Source organism: Paracoccaceae bacterium (genome assembly GCA_033344815.1).
GTDB lineage: Bacteria > Pseudomonadota > Alphaproteobacteria > Rhodobacterales > Rhodobacteraceae > Roseobacter.
In genome coordinates this window covers 1,917,316-1,934,725 of the sequence record JAWPMR010000001.1, presented here as the reverse complement: position 1 = coordinate 1,934,725, position 17,410 = coordinate 1,917,316, and the positions used below count along the sequence as shown (strand labels likewise).

Here is a 17,410-nt window from a genome sequence, read left to right as displayed (position 1 = left end):
TTTAACCCTCCGGCGCCGGGGTGAATTCATCGCGGTCATCCGGAGGAAGCTGGAAGCGCCCGTGCTCCCAATCGCCCGCGCGCCATGCTTCTTTGGCGGCGTCAATCTTGTCTTGGGACGACGCCACAAAATTCCACCACAGATACCGTGATTGGCCCAGTGTTTCACCACCCAGTAGCATCAGGCGGGCCCCACGCTCACCTGCCTTCAAAGTGATCGCGTCGCCGGGGCGGAACACCATCATTTGACCTGCTTCAAAGTTATCTCCCGCAACGGTGATGCTGCCTGCAGTCACATAGACACCGCGGTCCTCGTGATTGTCGGGCATCGGGATCATGGCGCCCGGTTGCAGGACGGCATCCGCATAAAACATCTCTGAGAAGGTCTTGGTGGGGGCGCGTTCCCCCCATGCGTTACCGATGATTAGTCGGACTTCCTTGCCTTCGCCCTCAATGAACGGCAGCGCTTCCTCGGCATGATGCTCGAACCCAGCGTTGGTTTCCTCGTCTTTCTCGGGCAAAGCGACCCAGGTTTGAATGCCAAACAGGCTGCTTTCACCCTTGCGCGTGTCCAGGCTTGTCCGCTCGGAATGCGTAACGCCGTTCCCTGCGATCATCCAGTTAACCTCCCCCGGATAGATCATCTGGTTGGTCCCAAGGCTGTCGCGATGCTGGAACTCGCCTTTATACAGGTATGTGACCGTCGCCAGACCGATGTGGGGATGCGGGCGCACGTCGATGCCGTGATCGGTCAGAAACTCCACCGGCCCCATTTGATCAAAGAAGATAAATGGCCCCACCATCTGACGCTTGGGCGCGGGCAAGGCCCGGCGTACTTCAAAACCGCCCAGATCGCGGGCGCGGGGAATGATGATTGTTTCAATGGCATCAAGATCGCCTGCATTTGGGCAATGCGGTTCAATCGCGGGATTCCAGCTCATGTGTTTGGTGCTCCTGAGGTTTCGGACATGGGTTCGGGTTTGATCGTCGCCAGCAAATCAGCGCGGCTTGGGTCTTTGGGCGCTTTTGCGGTTTGCGCAACAAGGCGTTTTTCATCGGCATCTTTGGTCGCCGTGATGATGCTTTCAATCTCACTTTCAGGTAAACCGTGGCCCTGCAAAACAAGGCGGCTCATCTCAAACGCGCTGGCCTGCGTTTCGCGCACACATCCATCCACAGGACCAAGCGTGATCGCGTGCAGCCGGTCAAAGACGCGCACGAACAGGCGCAGATGCGCAAAGTCGCGCCGCAATAGGGCGACAATCTCATTTGTGTGCTTTGGATCGTCCGTTGCGACAATGGCTATGCGCGCCTTGGTGGCACCGGCCGCGCGCAGAATATCGCGCCTTCGTCCGTCACCGAAATGGACGTTCGAGCCGAAACTGCGCGCTTCTTCCACGCGGTCCGCGTTGTTGTCGAGGATCGTCAGTTGCATTCCTGCCGCGAGAAGGGGTTGGGCCGTCAGTTGCCCAAACCGCCCGAACCCGATCAAGAGGGTGTCACAACCTGCGCCTGCAAAATCTTCGTCAAGGTGGCGCGCGGCTGGCGTTCTGCGGCTCATCACTTTGTCCACAATTGAGGATGCCGCCATCGACAGCGTCACAATGGACACAAGGATCGATCCAACGGCCACGTCAAAAAGCGAGGCGGAGGCCGCGGCGGCAAAGAGTACATAGCCGAACTCCCCATGCTGAGACAACGCCAGTGCAGTACGTGATGCCGCTGCGTGATCGGTTTTGAATATCCGGCCTGTTGCGTAGATAGCCGTAGCTTTCAGAGCCATGAGCAAGGGAACGGCACACAAAATGATAAGCCAATTTTCCGCAACGACTGACAGGTTCAGTGATAAGCCGACAGCGATGAAGAAAAGGCCGAGAAATAGTCCTCTGAACGGCTCAATGTCGGCTTCGACCTCATGGCGAAACCTGGAACTGGCCAGCATTACACCCGCGATGAACGAACCCATTGCGTAAGACAGGCCGACCAGATCCATCAGCATCGCGCCTGCGATGACGACACCCAATGCACCTGCTGTCATCACCTCCTGCACGCCTGTACGCGCCAAAATGGTAAACATCGGATTGAGCAGAAACCGGCCCGCGAGGATCAAAAAAACAATCATCCCAATCGCCCATCCAATGCTGGCAAGGTTCTGGCCCATCGTCGTCCCGGCCCCCTGGGTCGGGGCCAGGAAGGCGACCAGTAAGAGAAGTGGGACAATCGCGAGGTCTTCAAATATCAGGACCGAAATGGCCGATTGACCGTGTTCGCTGTTGCGATCGCCGGCTTCCTCCAAGGCTTGCATTACCAGGGCGGTTGAAGAGAGCGCGAGGCCAAGTCCGATGATCAGGCTTGCCTGCCAGTTCAGACCAAAAAGAAGCGGTGGGACAGACAGAACGGCACCGCACATCAGGACCTGCACCAATCCGCGGCCAAAGATTGTCCCGCGCAATTCCCAAAGTTCCGTGGGGCGAAACTCCAGCCCGATCACGAAGAGAAACAGCACGACGCCAAATTCGGCAAAGTGCAGCAGTTCTTCTGGATGAGCCTCAAAACTCAGCGATAAAGCCAGTGTCGCGGCCACACCGGACAGCAAATAGCCAATGATTGTGCCAAGGCCCAGTTTGCGCGAAAGCGGCACAAAGATGCAGGCCAGCACAATGATGGCGAGCGCCTCCCAAAAGTAGAGTTCCAGATGGGAGGGCTCAAAGGTGGGCATTACGCATCCTTCTGATTATGAAGCGTTTTTGAGGAAACTCGACAGAGCGTCGACTTCGACTTGCAGTATCTCATGGCCCCCTTCATGCCAAATCACAGACAGCGCAGAATGCTGTTTTGCGACATAATCGGCCAGTGACTGCGTGAGCGGGGCCGGACAGATTGGATCTCGCCGACCAGCAGAGATCAGGATCTCCTTTCCCGCCAACCCAGGTTGGGGCGCGGGATCCCAAGGGATCAACGGATGTAGCCAAGCGGCCCGGTCAAAAAGATCGGGATGTTTCAGCATGACGGCTGCCAAAATGTTCGCCCCGTTGGAATAGCCAAGTCCCGCAACGGTTGGTGAACCTGTGCGTTCTTTTTGGTCCGCGATGAAGGCTGCCATAGTCTCTGTGCGCTGTGCCAGGTCGTCCATATCATAGACACCTTCGCCAGTGCGCTTGAAGAACCGGTTGGCCCCGTGTTCGGACACGTCCCCGCGTGGTGAGATCACATGCGCATCCGGCCTGATCTGTCCTGCAAATCCGTGAAACTGCTGTTCGTCGCCCCCTGTGCCGTGGAAGGTGAAGATCATTGGTGCCCCCGCAGGGGCACCTTTCTCGGCAAAATGATAACTCATGGTCTTATCCCTTCCTCGAAACTCAATCGTGGATTGGCTTCAGGGTTTCTTCGATCCGGCCGCGCAGCGGTTCGTGCTGTGTTGGCAGTTTCAAAGCTTCGCCCAGATGCGCCGTGTCTTCGTCCCGGTCAAAACCGGGCTCATTGGTGGCCACCTCGAACAGCACACCGCCCGGCGTGCGAAAGTAAATCGCCCAGAAGTAGTCCCGGTCGATGACAGGCGTGACCTGATACCCGGTATCCAGAAGCGCGCGACGCACCTCTAGCTGTTTTGCGCGGTCCTCGACTGCGAAGGCGATGTGGTGCACCGATCCCGCGCCCTGGCCTGCGTAATCGGTGTCGGGCAGAGTCTCTAGGTCGATGATATTGGCTTCGTTGCCGCCGTTGATCGCAAAGCGGGTCACGTTGCCATCGGTTTCGAGTTTGTCATAGCCCATGAATTTCAAAAGCTCTGATGTTGCGCCGCCATCGCGAAGGCGCATGGACGCCGAATGGAACCCACGAATCGCATGATCCCCGGAGACACCGTTACCGGTCCACCCGGGACGCGTATCCCCTGCGGCCTCGATTAGTGAAAATTGCTCTACATCCGGTCCAGCGAATTGAAGTGTTTGTGCACCAAAGGTGGTATCTTCCTTTAACCCGGAAACGCCGCGATCTGCGAGACGCTCTTTCCAGTACCCCAGCGAACCCTCGGGCACGGCATACCCGGTGACACCCACCTCTCCCGTACCATGACGGCCTTTGGGCATGTTGGGAAACGGAAAGTAGGTCATCACAGAGCCGGGCGTGCCAACCTCATCACCGTAGTAGAGGTGGTAGACGTCGGGCGCGTCGAAGTTCACGGTTTTCTTTACGCGGCGCAGTCCAAGGGTTTTGGTAAAGAAGTCATTGTTGATTTGTGCATCACCCGCCATCGAGGTTACGTGGTGCAGGCCTTTGATGTCCGTGATCATTTTTTATGTCCTTTCAAATTACGCTGCAGCGTTTGTCTGAAGAGGAACATAGCCATTCCGATATATATGATAATACAATTAATCAGCAGAGTATTATTGCGTAAATCACGGAGATGGAATGAGCGGTCAAATCGAATACATCCGAAGCTTTCTGGAGGTTGCCTCCGAGGGCGGGTTTTCGCGCGCAGCTCGCGTGCTGGGTTTGTCGCCGACAATTGTCACACGTCACGTGGCCGAGCTGGAAGCGCAGCTTGGGGTGCAGTTGTTTACCCGCACCACCCGAAAAGTCGATCTGACGGATGCCGGGCGGCAATACCGCGAGACCGTGTCAGGGCTGGTAGCGCAACTGGATCAGGCCAATGCAGAGGTCCGCAAGCGGCAGGTTGGTCTGAGCGGGCCGCTGCGCATCAGCGCGCCGTTGTCGTTTGGTATCCGGTTTCTGCCCGATATCATCGCTCAGTTTCGCATCCTTCATCCGGCGGTAGATGTGCAGATGGAGCTGACTGATCGCTTTGTCGATATCGCCGGCGAAGGGTTCGACCTTGCCCTGCGCATCTCCGAGGCCCCCAGGGATCAGACGACCATCTGGCGCAAGATATGTGTCATCCCGCGCCTGCTTGTCGCCGCGCCCAGTTATCTGTCGGTGCGGGGGACGCCGGATGTGCCAGGCGCGCTGAAGGATCATCAATGTCTGCACTATGGGCATCGCAACGCAGCACGAATATGGACGCTGACCAATGGCGAGGCATCCCATCGCATCACTTTGCCCGCCTGTTTCAGCAGCAATAACGGCGACCTGATCGCCCAGCTCGCGATCCGTAACGAAGGTATTGCCCTTTTGCCAGAGTTCATTGTGAAAGCCGCTCTGAACGATACCGCGCTTCAGCCCGTGCTGAGCGATTGGAACCCACCTGAGATTTGGCTGACAACAACAGTGCCACCTTATGACAGGCTGCCCGCCAAGGTCGCGGCGTTCATTGATTTTGTAGAGGCGCATATGAAGGAATGTGCTTGACACAGGGCGCACCAAGCGTCGCTCGAAGGGTTGCTTTTGATCAAGCGAACACCAGCAAGTTGCAGGTTGCCGTTCCCTTTCCAAACAGATACTGACCGAGCTTCAGCTGCCGCGGTTCCCATGCGGCAAGGGCAGCGTCGACGTCGCTCTTGGCCTCAAGCGCCTCGCCCAGGCCAAGGCCTTCCACGCAGCATTGAACCTGCACGGCATCCTGGCGGAGAGTGTCACGGCGCCTGAAACCCACAATGCTGCCTTTGCAAAATCATCCGTAACCCCGGCAGAGCAGCAGATCATCTTTCTCGCCATCAACCGCGTGAACGAATGTGGATATGGTATATCCGGGCACAGTTTGCTGGCGCAAAACGCGGGCGTTGATGCTCCGGCGGTCGAGGGCTCGCGCGAAAGCACCGCAATTCCGGACACCCAAATCGCAGCCTTGCGAGATTTTGTGACTGCGGTTGTGGATCAGAAGGGGCATGTGGGCGACGCGGTTGTGAAGCGTTCCTCAACGCCGGGGTCACCCCCAGCACGTGCTTGATTTTGTGCTGGCAGTAGCAACCAAGGAGATCTCGAGCTATTCTAATCACTTGGTTGCAAATCCCAACGATCGTTCATGAAAAAACCACGTGGACTGCGCCGTCGCGCCGCTAAGAGGCAGCCCAGGAATCTCAGCAGGTTCTGCCTTGGGCGGGCCTGCAATTCACTTAAGGTGGGCCTTGCTTTAAGGCCAAGAGTGCCCACCACGCGAGCTCCCACCCGAAAGCGTCAGCATACTACACCAACTAGGTGTTCGGCCCATTGCGCATAGCGTGACGGATTAAACCGTAATCAGATGTGGCTTTGCTTGAATGACCACGTTGGTAAACCGGAATTCTCGAAATATTCCACCCGCTGTGCGAGAGCTGAGGTTCAATTGGACGAACGCCAACTCATACTGAACTTACTGGCAACGGCCTGATTTGAGTTTAGGCATTGCGCTGCTCCCAAAACTTCGAACAGTGCTTGTGGTGATCATGAACTTGAGACAACAGTCAGTGCTTAAACACGCTCACCTCCCCAGATTTCAGGCGACGCTGATCCAGAATGAAATAGTAGGCGTCTGCTGACGGAAGGCGATGATTAAAGAGAGATTTCGAGGCGTTCGAATGTAAGAAATAGGCCCGCCGAAATTTCATCCACATGGCAATACCGACACCGCGCGTTGCGGCGTCCAAACACAAGGCTGTCTGGCCGTAGATGCGCCCTTGTTCGGGATTAAAGGGTGTTGACGCGATGACGGCGCGAATTGCAGACCACCAATGTGTCATTTGATCGTGGACATTCACATCGGCGGGGCAAGGAGCGCGGCCCCAATCGGCGAAAAAGCCGGGATCGACGACTGGAAAAACCATGTTTGTCATGGGCGGTGTGTAATTTTGATCATGCCACGTCGCGCACCGCCAAATGACCGCGCACGCGAACTCTGTGTTAGGGGGATGACTGAGGCCGATAACAGGTCCGATCGACAGACGAATATATGGTTTTTCGTTTCGAAGGGCGGCTGGCGCGGCATCATCCATAGCTGCGCAAAGCCGGCGTCGTATCTGAACAGACCGCTTCCCAGTCCATGATGCGGATCCATCGCGAAGAGCAAAGAACGCAGCGCTTGCCTGATCTGCAACCTCACCCATTGGTGTCAACGTGATACGACGATGCGTCCGAACGAACAGCGACTGCCCCAACTTTGCTTTGAGGGTTGCGACTTGCTTGTTGACTGCGGACTGGCTGACACGCAGCGCGGTCGTGGCTTCGGTAAAGCTTCCCAGACACGCGGTTGTCTCAACCGCGCGCAGAGAACTCAAATTGAAGTTCGATAGCATATTTGCCATTCCGAAATCTCATGCGGGCCATTCTGTTTTCGAGTTTGACAAATTTATAGGAATTTTCCGGAAATTTGGAATATGGAAGCTGGCGAGAGGAAGGTTCCATGAAGGTGACCGTTGCGGCGACACAGATGGCCTGCACCAAAGATTATGAGGAGAACATGGCAAATGCAGAGGAGCTGGTGCGCAAATCATCTTGCTGCAGGAAATGTTCTCCATGCACGAATTCCAGTTCATGGAGATGGGGCCAGAGCCATTTGAAGGTGCCGAATGCCTGGGCGGAAAGACCGTTCGCCGTGTGCTTGCCCTTGCCAAGGGCCTCGGGGTTGTTTTCCCGGTGAACATCTTCGCAAAAGCCAATACCGCCTAGGAAAATACCGACACCTTCATAAACGCGAACGGTCAGGTACTGGGGTGTTGTCGCAAGTCACACATTCCCTTTGATCTGCTCGGTTGCTATGAAATGGTGTATTTTAATTCTGGCGACACGGGCTTTCTGGCATTCCGGACAGTCTTTCGCAAAATCTGCGTAGGAGTTGCTGGGATCAATGGTTCCCAGAATCAGCGCGGACCATGGCGCTGGAAAGGGCCGAGTTATTGTTTTTCACCTCTGCGATCGGGTCTGACTGTCACGATCATTGGGAGACGGTCATGCGAGGGCCTGCGGCGGCCAATATCATGCCGCTCGTCTGCTCAAACAGAGTGGGCGTCGAAGTGGGAACACCTGGTCAGGTGACCTTCTTTGGGCAGGCCTTCATTTCGGGTCCCCGTGGTGACATCCCTGAGCGGGGCGACACGTCATCCACAACTAGCATTTGCCACACCTTTAATCTCGACGAAGTTAGTGAAATGCGGGTGCACTGGGGGTTGTTTCGGGATCGTCGGCCGGACCTGTATGGGCCTCTTCTCACGATGGATGGTGTGACCCGGCTGCCATCATGGGCGTGCATTCTTCCTATTCGCTGACCCCTTAGTCGCGGAGCGTGAGCCACCTTTGCAAATGCTCTACGGCGATGAACACGCGCGATGGAAATCAATGGCAAAACCTATCTGGGCGCCGTCTCGGGCCTTTGGCGTGCATCGCTGGGGCTAAATCCCGAACGTCTGCAACGCGAGGCGGCAATGCAGATCGGGTCTTGGGGGCACTACCACAGTTTCATAGGCCGCACCTTAAGCCCCACGGTCGACCTAGCGGCGCGACTGGTTGAGAAATTGCCTGCCAGACTTGATCATTTTCTTTTGGAACCTCTGGGTCCGAGGCTGTGAACAATGCGGTCAAGTTCGCCCGGTACTACCAGATCAGCAAAGAACGATCTGTAAACGTACGGGTTTTTGCGCGTGAAAGTGCCTGTCATGTTTCTGGAGCAATCAGTGCCGCGCTGACGGGAATGTCCGATGATCACGATGGATACCATCTGCCCAAGAACGAGGTTTTGCGCACCGGACGGGCGCATTATTTTGTTGATTCACGATCAGGCGAAAGTGAACCGGCGTTTTCAAAGCGGCGCGCCGGCGAGCTTGAGGTACTGGATGAGGACGCAAGCGCTGACACCATATGCGCATTTACTTCCAGGCTGCTGATGGTTTCGGGCGGCGTCTTCATACCGCCAAAAGGATACTGGGCGAAGAAACAGGAGGTCCTAGGGCGTCATGACATCCTTCTTGTCGTAGATGAAGTCACCTCCCGGTTTCGTCGTTGTGGAACTTGGACTGGCTGCGAGGCTTTCGGAATCGAACCGGATATGATGACTTTGGCTAAGAAGATGACGGGTGCGATCTTTCCAATGTCTGCCGTTGCAATGTCGGACAAAGTGCACGCTGGTATTGCAAAACAAGCGCATGCACTTGGCGCATTGGATCATGGCGTGACATATGAAGGCCAACCAATAGGCGGCGCCATCGCAGTTGAAACGTTGAGCAACTAAGAAAAAATGGATTTGCCGACCCAAGTTGCTCGATTGGGTCGCTTGCTGTCTGAAGGGTTGGCAACACCTCGAACCCATCCCGAAATCGGAGAGGTCTGATCAATTGCTTTTGTCGCTTCGATTGCTTTCCAAGACGCTCGTGCAGCGGGGGTTTTCAGATCATAGATATCGTGGTGGCCGTCAGCGCGCCGTATATCTGTATGGACGCGGATGTTCAGATGATAGTTGGCACTATGGATGCCGCGATCCGGACTGTCCTCGATGAATAGCTGTCGACGCCCTGCAGGTTCTTACTGGGCAAAGTTAGGGGCTTTTGCATTAACTTCCTAAATTGTCACTATCTTCATCAAGCAGCTACTTATTGGGTCCTCAGCGAGCGCAGAAGGCCAAGAACAACGCTGCGGGAAATACTAACCATCTGGTAAAGAATCATAATTACCACCTTTTTCCGATGACTTGTAACGATAGAAACGCTGGAATTATCGAAGAGTTGAAGATCACCAGGAACGGTGCAGCAGCTTGAAAGTTTCCGAAAGCATCGGGTTGTCCTTGCGACGGTCCAGCGTAATGAAACACAGACACGCAGGCACCGAAACCGCATCGGCGACGGCCAGGCCGAAAGTCTGTTTCTGATGCAGCGCGATGGAATCGCGGCATAGGCAGAGGCCGATACCCGACCGGACCATCGCCAGCATAGAAGGCTCCTGATCGACCAGGGCAACCACGTTCGGGCGACTACCCCGATCCTCAAAAATCGATGCCAAAAGCCGGTGATGGACGGATGTTTCCGGGGTGCCGATCCAGGGGAGCGCGGCCAGCGATACCCAATCAGCGTTTTCCACCTGCGCTTGCCAGCCGACGGGGGCGATTACCCGGTAGGAAAAGTTAGCCAGCTTGATCGCGTGTACCGTTTCTTCGTTGTCGGCCCCTGCGCCGGGCAGGTCATCCGGGCCGCACAGATAAAAACCTGCGTCGATCCGGCCTTGTCTGAGCCATTTCAGGATATCTCCGCTAACCCCATGCACAAGTTCCGTCTCGATATCGGGATGTTCGGCACGCAGCTGCGCCAGCAGGCGTCCCAGCCGAATGAACTCCGGATCAACGATCGTACCGATCTTCAGCTTGCCGCTGACACGCGCGGCACGGGTGCTGGCATGTCGGCGAAACTCGGCCATGGCTTGCAACACCTGCTCCGCTTTTTCAAGCATCTCGCTTCCGTCAGGGGTGATCTTCAATCCGGTTGCCGAGCGGGCAAACAGCGTGATTCCGGTCTCCTCGCTCAGCCGCTTGATCTGATGGCTGATCGCTGGCTGAGTCAGGTTCAGCACTTCTGCCGCGCGCGAAACGCTGCCCTCGCGGGCCACGGTCACAAAGGCCATGATGTTGTTAATATTGGAAATACGGTCCATATTAAAAATACTAATATCGTAGTGTGAAATTTGTCATTAGGTTTTTTCCTGCCTTTACCTCATGAGGCACCAGTCAGACGGCTAAATGATAAATAATGGGGGCTCACATGACGGACGGCAGGACCAGCTTCGACTATATCGTGATCGGCGGCGGCTCGGCCGGGTGCCTGATGGCCAATCGGTTGAGTGCTGATCCAAAGAACCGGGTGCTGCTGCTGGAGGCGGGCAAACCAGACAAATATCACTGGATCCACATTCCCGTCGGCTATCTGTATTGCATTGGCAATCCACGCGCGGACTGGATGTACAAGACGCAAGCTACTAAGGGTCTGAACGGGCGCAGCCTGCTGTATCCGCGCGGCAAAACGCTGGGCGGCTGTTCGTCGATCAATGGCATGATCTACATGCGTGGTCAGGCGCGCGATTATGACAAATGGGCTGACCTTTCGGGTGACGAAGCCTGGAACTGGGAAAACTCGCTTTCCGATTTCAAAGCCCATGAGGACCATTACAAGCTGGATGACGGTGCCGACCCATCCACCGGTGACAACAGCCGGTTTTCAGACATGCACGGGCACGGCGGCGAATGGCGGATCGAAAAGCAGCGCTTGCGGTGGGACGTTTTGGACAGCTTTGCTGACGCCGCGGCCGAGGCCGGTGTTGAGAAGACCGATGACTTCAATTCGGGTGACAATGCAGGGGTTGGCTACTTCGATGTAAACCAGCGATCCGGCTGGCGATGGAATACCTCCAAGGCGTTCCTGCGCCCGGCCAAATCGCGTGGAAACCTGACCATTTGGACCGAGGCGCAGGTGGAAAAACTGACCTTCGACAAGGGTGCAGACGGGCAGTTGCGCTGCACTGGCGCGGTAGTACAACGCGCGGGCAAGCCCATTCCTGTTAGTGCAACCAAAGAAGTTGTGCTGTCCGCAGGCGCGGTGAATTCACCGCAAATCCTGCAATTGTCCGGGATCGGCCCTTCGGCGCTGTTGAAAGAACACGGCATTGAGGTTGTGAAGGACGCACCACACGTCGGAGAGAACTTGCAAGATCATCTCCAGATCCGTGCGGTTTTCAAGGTCAAGGGCACCAAAACACTGAACACGCTGGCGAATTCTTTGGTTGGCAAGGCCAAGATCGGACTGGAATACGTCCTGAAACGCTCTGGTCCGATGAGCATGTCGCCCAGTCAGTTGGGGGCCTTTACCCGGTCTTCACCTGATCGCACGCACGCCAATCTGCAATATCACGTCCAGCCGCTCAGCCTTGAGGCTTTTGGCGATGATCTGCATGAATTCCCAGCGATGACTGTCAGCGTCTGCAATCTGAACCCGACCAGCCGGGGCCATGTGCGTATCGCTTCTAACAACTTCCGCGATGCACCAGACATTTCGCCCAACTATCTGGACACGGATGATGATCGCAAAGTTGCGGCCGAAAGTCTGCGCCAGGTGCGTGAGATTATGGCGCAGCCTGCGCTGAAAGCCTACGAGCCCGAGGAATACAAACCCGGCATCCAGTACCAGACCGACGCAGAACTGGCCAAGCTGGCCGGTGACATTGCCAGCACGATCTTTCACCCCGTCGGTACGGTAAAAATGGGCCGCGAGGATGACGAGACCGCCGTGCTGGACCCGCACTTGCGCTTGAAAGGCGTGAAAGGTTTGCGCGTGGTTGATGCTTCGGTCATGCCGGAAATCACCAGCGGCAATACAAATTCGCCCACAATCATGATCGCTGAAAAAGCGGCGGGCTGGATTCTGGCGGGCCAGTAAGCTCTGCTGTCCATAATTAAAGATAAGGCTGCGGGAGATCCTATGCGCAATTCATTTTCCATGCTACCGCTGACAGGCGTGAAGGTCGTTGATTTCGGTCAGTATATCGCCGGACCTGCTGTTGCGATGTTGCTGGGCGATCTTGGGGCGACGGTGGTGCGTATCGACCCGCCAGACGGCCCGATGTGGGACAGCCCCGCCAATGCCACGCTGAACCGCAACAAGGTGATCGTGAACCTGAACCTCAAGACCGATGACGGGCTTGAAAAGGCGCACGCGCTCTGCGCTGAGGCCGATATCATCGTAGAGAACTTTCGCCCCGGAAAGCTGGCAGCGCTCGGTATCAATTTCGCCGAGATGCGGGCCGCCCGCCCCGAACTGATCACCATCTCACTGCCCGGCTTCGCCTCCAATGACGCGGAAAAGCGCGAGCAGCGCGCTTTTGAAAGCATCATCGCGGCCAGTTCAGGCGTCTTTACCGATATGGGGTTGAACCGCGTGTTGATGGGGCTCAACCCGTCATTTTCACCGCTACCACTGGCGTCGGCCTATGCCTCGCAGATCGCTGCATCCGCCACGGTTCTGGCGCTGCAATCGCGGCAGATCACGGGCCTTGGTGACCAGATCGAGGTGCCGCTGGCTGCTGCTGTCATGGAAGGGCTGTGCTATAATTCGATCAAGGTCGAAAACATGCCCGAACGCTATCTGACCCAGCGCGAGGTCGAGATCGAGCGCCGCCGTGTCGAGGGTTTGCCGATGAACCTGAGCTATGAGGATCTACAAGAGCTGCTGGATCCGTTCTTTCGCAGCTACATGTGCAAAGATGGGCGGATGTTCTATGTCGTCTGCCCCAGCCACAAACACCATGCGCGGCGCTGTCTTGAGGTGCTGGGCATCTATGATGAGCTCGTCGAGGACGGGCTGACCTCGGAAGACGATACCTACAAGCCGTGGTCCGAGTGGGAGCACAGGACATCGCTGGGCGTTTACCCGATGCCGAAAGACTGGGCCGACAAGATTTCCGCGCGGATGAAAGAGGTGTTCATGACCCGCACCTCGCATGAGTGGAAAAAGATGTTTGGGCGCGGACATATTCCCGGTGCCGCTCAACGCTGGTTACAGGAGTGGGTGCATGATGAATTCGCCGAGACATCCGGCCTGATGATCGACGTCAACGATCCGGTCTACGGCGACATGACCCAGCCCGGCCCGGTGGTCTGGATGGAAGAAAGCGGGGAAGAAGCGTTAGCACCTGAACCACGCCGTTGGGTCGAATTCGACGAGGCGCTCAAGATCCTTAGGAAAATCCGCACCGAAATTCCTGAACCGCAGGATGCAACGACACAAGAGGGCTGGCTTTCCGGTGTGCGGGTGTTGGATCTGTGCAATGTGATTGCAGGGCCGCATTCAGCCAGTTATCTGGCGCGGTTCGGGGCCGAAGTGATCAAGTTGGACCCGTCACAGCCGATGTATGATAGCTGGAACACCGTGATCTACGGACTCAGCCAGATGCGTGGCAAACGGTCGATCCTGGCCGACATCACTTCCCGCCATGGGCGGCAGGTCTTCGAAGATCTGGTGAAATCTGTCGACGTGATCGTTTGGAACGCACCCGACAATCAGATCAAGAAAATGGGATTGGATACAGAGAACCTGCGCAAGATCAATCCTGATGCGCTATTCTGCAAGCTCGATTGTTTTAGCGGCGTGCGCCGGGGCACGCGCACCGATTACATAGGCTATGACGATCTTGTACAGGCGACGACGGGTATCATGCTGCGGTTTGGTGGCGGGATGGACAGGCCAGAAGAGCACGCCCACGTTGGCACAATCGACGTGATGTGTGGATTTGGGGGTGCGCTCGGTGTGGCGGCAGCACTCTATCAGAAATACCGTCATGGCCGCATTGGGCGGGGCCGCACCTCGCTCAACGCCAACAGTGGCTTGCTGCAGGTGCCGTTTGCCTTCGACTTCAAGGCGCGTGGGCTTTACGATGAACCCTCAGGCCCGGAAACCAACGGATATGATGCGCTCACGCGGTTCTACAGTACGGCATCGGGGCGCCACATCCTGCTTAGTGCTTACGAGGCGGATCTGCCACGGTTCCGCAATGTCGAAGGGCTGGAAGAATTGCCCGATCTGCCCGCAGAAGATCGCGCCGCTTATCTTGCAACGGCGTTCCAGGGCCAGCGTGCCGCTGAATGGGTCGAACGATTGCGCGCAGCAGATATCGGCGGCGCAGTCTGCGAGTTCCTCGATGCGATCAGGGCAGAGAACTCGCGCGAAGCGGACGGTACGCCCGGAACGGAAAACGGTAGCTATTCGTTTTCTGTCTACCCCGATCACCCCAGCGGGCACGAAGTCACCCAGCTGGACCCTTACGCTGTGCGCACAGTGCGTGGTGCTGTTACTGCGGTTCGCCCGGCAGAGAAATTCGGCACATCGACCCGAACCATTTTAAAAGAGCTTGGATACGCTGATCAAGCTATTGAGGCGATGATCAAATCCGGCGGCGTCAGTGAATCCTGGAGCGAAGAATACTTGCCAAGTTAAGGCAATTATCAAGTTGCAAGAGGTCTGCGGCCCTACCGCCCGAGCTTGACGACACATGCCAACGCAAATTCGTGGCAATAGGAGACAGGTGAGCCGTGTCCGATACTCTGACGCCACTTAGGAGGAAACCTGCCCAAAACCTCCATTGATGGACTGACCCATCAAAACCGCAGATCGCGGATTTTACACTGTTTTCAGCAAAGACGTTGCGATCACATCCAAAACCTTATTTGCGGCTCTGATCGTTTGGGCCATTGCGGTCGTAGGATCGACCGCAAAAACCCATGGTGATCTGAACGACCCGTTGCTGGGAGCTTTCTCAAGATGGTTGGTTTAAGTTGTTGCGGAGTTTTACATTATATGGGTGGTTCTCTCACTTATCCAAATCACTGGACGATTGAAGCTTGATCTCGACGGCGATGTGCCGGGATTCCAAACTTCTCTTGGTTCTCGGTGATGTTCGATGCCGGGATCGGCATCAGAATGTTGTTCTTTGCAACAGTCGAGCCAATGTATCGCTTTGCAACAAATCCGAAGGGGACCATAGGAAAGCGAGAGTATTTTCCGCTGCTAACGTCAACAACGCGTAGCTGTGTTCGCTTCTGCACTGAGTTTTTACAACATGGGCTTGCTACCCGATTGTCGGCCTGTCACGCGTCCGCTTCTCGTATCGTAGCAACCTACCATTGGCCATCTGATCTGCGTTGGCGTCGATCTTTGGGGACAGCTCTAAGGCGTCTCGGGCCACATCGTAGCCGTTGTTGCGACTATTCTTGGCGTGGCCTAAATCCTGAGTTTTGGTGTTCAGCAAATTGTATCTGGTCAGCACCGGCCTGAGTTTCTCCTTGCTCCTCATTTCTTGCTGTTCGGGTCCGCTTTCTTCGGTTTGAGCGCGCTGTCTCAGGGCCTGATTGCCTATAGCGTTCAACTGCCCCAATTCCTCTTTGTCGTTTGAACGAACAACGATGTTGAAGGCAGCTAAGCCGCGCAATTGCTGAGCTGGCAGGGTGGTTGGTTGTCTTCAATTTGGCCCAGTGGGTCGAATTTTCACCATTCTTGCGCGTATTTCCCGCCGTCGCTTCGTGCACGAAGATATCCTGGGGGCGATCATCATCTCATCCCTGACGCGTTTTGTCTGGCTCACGATCGTAGGTGGAATAGCAATTGATCTGATATCGAACGGCGGCGTAGGTAATGCGATCTCTGGCACAGGTCAGCAGAACCAGTTGTTCGCGATGGTCTACTTCATCCCCGGTTCCGGTTTGGCGTGGTTTATGGCTGCGATCGTTTTTGTTTTGTTACTCACATACCTTGTGAAAGCGGCAGACTGCTCGATCTTGATTGTAACCACGATCAATGCAGCAATCGCTGAAAAGCCATCCGCGCGTGCCCATCCACTTGTCTGGGGTGCGGCTCTCTCGTCGGTTTGTTGGTGGTCTGCTGATCGCTGGGCGTGTCGGTGCAATTCAGTCCGCTGTGGGTATCGGCGCATTGCCGTTCTCATTTGTGATGGTTCTGATCTGTGCGCAAAGAACGCTGTGCAGGCCGTTCACGTCGCCGAATGGTCTTTTAAAGGGGGCCGTGCGCGCACTGTCGTTCGGCTGAGATCAAAATCCGGGCGAAAACAGCCTGCGATCCTGACGCACGGTGTCGATAATGAAGCGCGTCGTGGCGGAGATATGCGGGATCGCATCCATCGCCTCATGCCAGACCACCCAATAGCTGCGTTCAGCTTTCGTCTCAGGAAAGAGCGCGACGAGTTCAGGGTCCTCGCGCGCGACAAAATCATGCAAGACCCCGATCCCGGCACCGGCGCGCACCGCAGTCACTTGAGCCAGCGCGCTGGAGATCTCAATTTGCGACTTCCAACCCGGCCAGAAGCCCTTGTTGAAGTCAAGTTCGGGCGTATAGATCAGATCGTCCACATACCCCACGCGTTCATGTTCACTGAGGTTGTCGATGGCAGCAGGTACGCCTCGTTCGGCCAGATAGGATTTCGCGGCATAAAGCCCGAGCGAATAGTCCGTCAGTTTGGTTGCCTTAAGCCGCCCTTTCTGGGGACGCCCGATGACAATGGCGATGTCCGCTTCGCGCTGAGACAATGAAAACGAGCGCGGCGCGGGAACAAGCTGCACCTTCAGATCCGGATAGAGCGCCCGCAGCTTGGGAAGATGCGCTGCGAGATAGCCCGCTCCAAAACCATCCGGCGCGCCGATGCGCACAGTCCCTTTGACACTGCCTGCGCCATCCGCATCGCGGCGCGTTCGCAATCGAAGCATCGCCTCTTCTGCTGCCAGCGCATTTGGCATTAAGGCACGCCCTGCCTGTGTCAGGCTGCACCCAACGGTGCGGCGGTCAAACAGCTTGTCTCCGATCGCTTCTTCAAACTGGGTGATCCTGCGATTGACCCGCGCTTGTGAGGTGCCGAGTCTTTGGGCTGCGCGCAGGATCTGCCCTTCGCGGGACACGGCCAGAAAGAAACGCAGATCATCCCAGTTCATCCATTACATCCAAATTCGAATAACAGTTCATCAGTATTGTGTATGTTTTTGGTGATAGCAAGACTGTAGAGCGGGGCCA

At 56.1% G+C, this 17,410-nt stretch carries 16 protein-coding genes; 9 read left to right on the top strand and 7 right to left on the bottom strand.

What is annotated here, in order from left to right; genetic code table 11:
* Position 1 precedes the first annotated feature (1 nt).
* Genes R8G34_08995 through R8G34_08980 form a run of 4 tightly spaced genes read right to left on the bottom strand, consistent with a single transcriptional unit; the run spans position 2 to position 4,291 of the window.
* On the bottom strand, positions 2 to 940 hold the full coding sequence (locus R8G34_08995) for a pirin family protein (GenBank protein MDW3223005.1): 939 nt from the start codon (positions 938 to 940) through the stop codon (positions 2 to 4).
* Positions 937 to 2,718, bottom strand: coding sequence for a cation:proton antiporter (locus R8G34_08990; GenBank protein ID MDW3223004.1), 1,782 nt, complete (start codon positions 2,716 to 2,718; stop codon positions 937 to 939). Before R8G34_08990 ends, R8G34_08995 begins: the two co-directional genes overlap by 4 nt.
* Positions 2,719 to 2,733: 15 nt before the next feature.
* Entirely contained in the window at positions 2,734 to 3,336 is a 603-nt protein-coding gene (locus R8G34_08985; protein MDW3223003.1) for an alpha/beta hydrolase, read from the bottom strand.
* Positions 3,337 to 3,358: 22 nt separating this feature from the next.
* The gene (locus R8G34_08980; protein MDW3223002.1) at positions 3,359 to 4,291 is read right to left on the bottom strand and encodes a VOC family protein; all 933 of its coding nucleotides are present in this window, start codon (positions 4,289 to 4,291) and stop codon (positions 3,359 to 3,361) included.
* A gap of 118 nt (positions 4,292 to 4,409) precedes the next feature.
* Between R8G34_08980 and R8G34_08975 the strand changes: the two genes are divergently transcribed.
* Positions 4,410 to 5,306 (top strand): LysR family transcriptional regulator, encoded by an 897-nt coding sequence (locus R8G34_08975; GenBank protein ID MDW3223001.1) that lies wholly within the window; start codon positions 4,410 to 4,412, stop codon positions 5,304 to 5,306.
* 193 nt (positions 5,307 to 5,499) lie between these two features.
* Positions 5,500 to 5,844: a carboxymuconolactone decarboxylase family protein gene (locus R8G34_08970; GenBank protein MDW3223000.1), complete on the top strand. Its 345-nt coding sequence runs from the start codon at positions 5,500 to 5,502 to the stop codon at positions 5,842 to 5,844.
* Between the two features lie 493 nt (positions 5,845 to 6,337).
* Here R8G34_08970 and R8G34_08965 read toward each other — a convergent pair whose 3' ends face one another.
* Complete coding sequence (locus R8G34_08965; protein ID MDW3222999.1) at positions 6,338 to 6,697, bottom strand: hypothetical protein; 360 nt, start codon at positions 6,695 to 6,697, stop codon at positions 6,338 to 6,340.
* A 688-nt stretch (positions 6,698 to 7,385) separates the two neighbouring features.
* Here R8G34_08965 and R8G34_08960 point away from each other — a divergent pair.
* The 4 genes from R8G34_08960 (at position 7,386) to R8G34_08945 (ending at position 9,093) form a co-directional block, all read left to right on the top strand.
* Positions 7,386 to 7,538: a hypothetical protein gene (locus R8G34_08960; GenBank protein ID MDW3222998.1), complete on the top strand. Its 153-nt coding sequence runs from the start codon at positions 7,386 to 7,388 to the stop codon at positions 7,536 to 7,538.
* A 131-nt stretch (positions 7,539 to 7,669) separates the two neighbouring features.
* Positions 7,670 to 8,134 carry a nitrilase-related carbon-nitrogen hydrolase gene (locus R8G34_08955; protein MDW3222997.1) on the top strand — a complete coding sequence of 155 codons (465 nt, stop codon included), beginning with the start codon at positions 7,670 to 7,672 and terminating at the stop codon, positions 8,132 to 8,134.
* A 60-nt stretch (positions 8,135 to 8,194) separates the two neighbouring features.
* Positions 8,195 to 8,434 (top strand): hypothetical protein, encoded by a 240-nt coding sequence (locus tag R8G34_08950; protein ID MDW3222996.1) that lies wholly within the window; start codon positions 8,195 to 8,197, stop codon positions 8,432 to 8,434.
* Entirely contained in the window at positions 8,431 to 9,093 is a 663-nt protein-coding gene (locus tag R8G34_08945) for an aminotransferase class III-fold pyridoxal phosphate-dependent enzyme (protein ID MDW3222995.1), read from the top strand. Before R8G34_08950 ends, R8G34_08945 begins: the two co-directional genes overlap by 4 nt.
* A 497-nt stretch (positions 9,094 to 9,590) precedes the next feature.
* Here R8G34_08945 and R8G34_08940 read toward each other — a convergent pair whose 3' ends face one another.
* A complete protein-coding gene (locus tag R8G34_08940; protein MDW3222994.1) occupies positions 9,591 to 10,472 on the bottom strand; it encodes a LysR family transcriptional regulator in 882 nt (293 codons plus the stop codon).
* A 137-nt stretch (positions 10,473 to 10,609) separates the two neighbouring features.
* On the opposite strand from R8G34_08940, the gene R8G34_08935 reads away from it, so the two are divergent.
* The 3 genes from R8G34_08935 to R8G34_08925 all read left to right on the top strand — a co-directional run bounded on the left by R8G34_08935 (position 10,610) and on the right by R8G34_08925 (position 16,435).
* Positions 10,610 to 12,277, top strand: a complete 1,668-nt coding sequence (locus R8G34_08935) for a GMC family oxidoreductase N-terminal domain-containing protein (protein MDW3222993.1) — start codon at positions 10,610 to 10,612, stop codon at positions 12,275 to 12,277.
* A 42-nt stretch (positions 12,278 to 12,319) separates the two neighbouring features.
* A complete protein-coding gene (locus tag R8G34_08930) occupies positions 12,320 to 14,830 on the top strand; it encodes a CoA transferase (protein MDW3222992.1) in 2,511 nt (836 codons plus the stop codon).
* Positions 14,831 to 16,186: 1,356 nt separating this feature from the next.
* Complete coding sequence (locus R8G34_08925) at positions 16,187 to 16,435, top strand: hypothetical protein (GenBank protein ID MDW3222991.1); 249 nt, start codon at positions 16,187 to 16,189, stop codon at positions 16,433 to 16,435.
* A gap of 2 nt (positions 16,436 to 16,437) precedes the next feature.
* Here the strand turns inward: R8G34_08925 and R8G34_08920 are convergent, their stop codons facing one another.
* Positions 16,438 to 17,331 (bottom strand): LysR family transcriptional regulator, encoded by an 894-nt coding sequence (locus R8G34_08920; GenBank protein ID MDW3222990.1) that lies wholly within the window; start codon positions 17,329 to 17,331, stop codon positions 16,438 to 16,440.
* Positions 17,332 to 17,410: the final 79 nt, after the last annotated feature.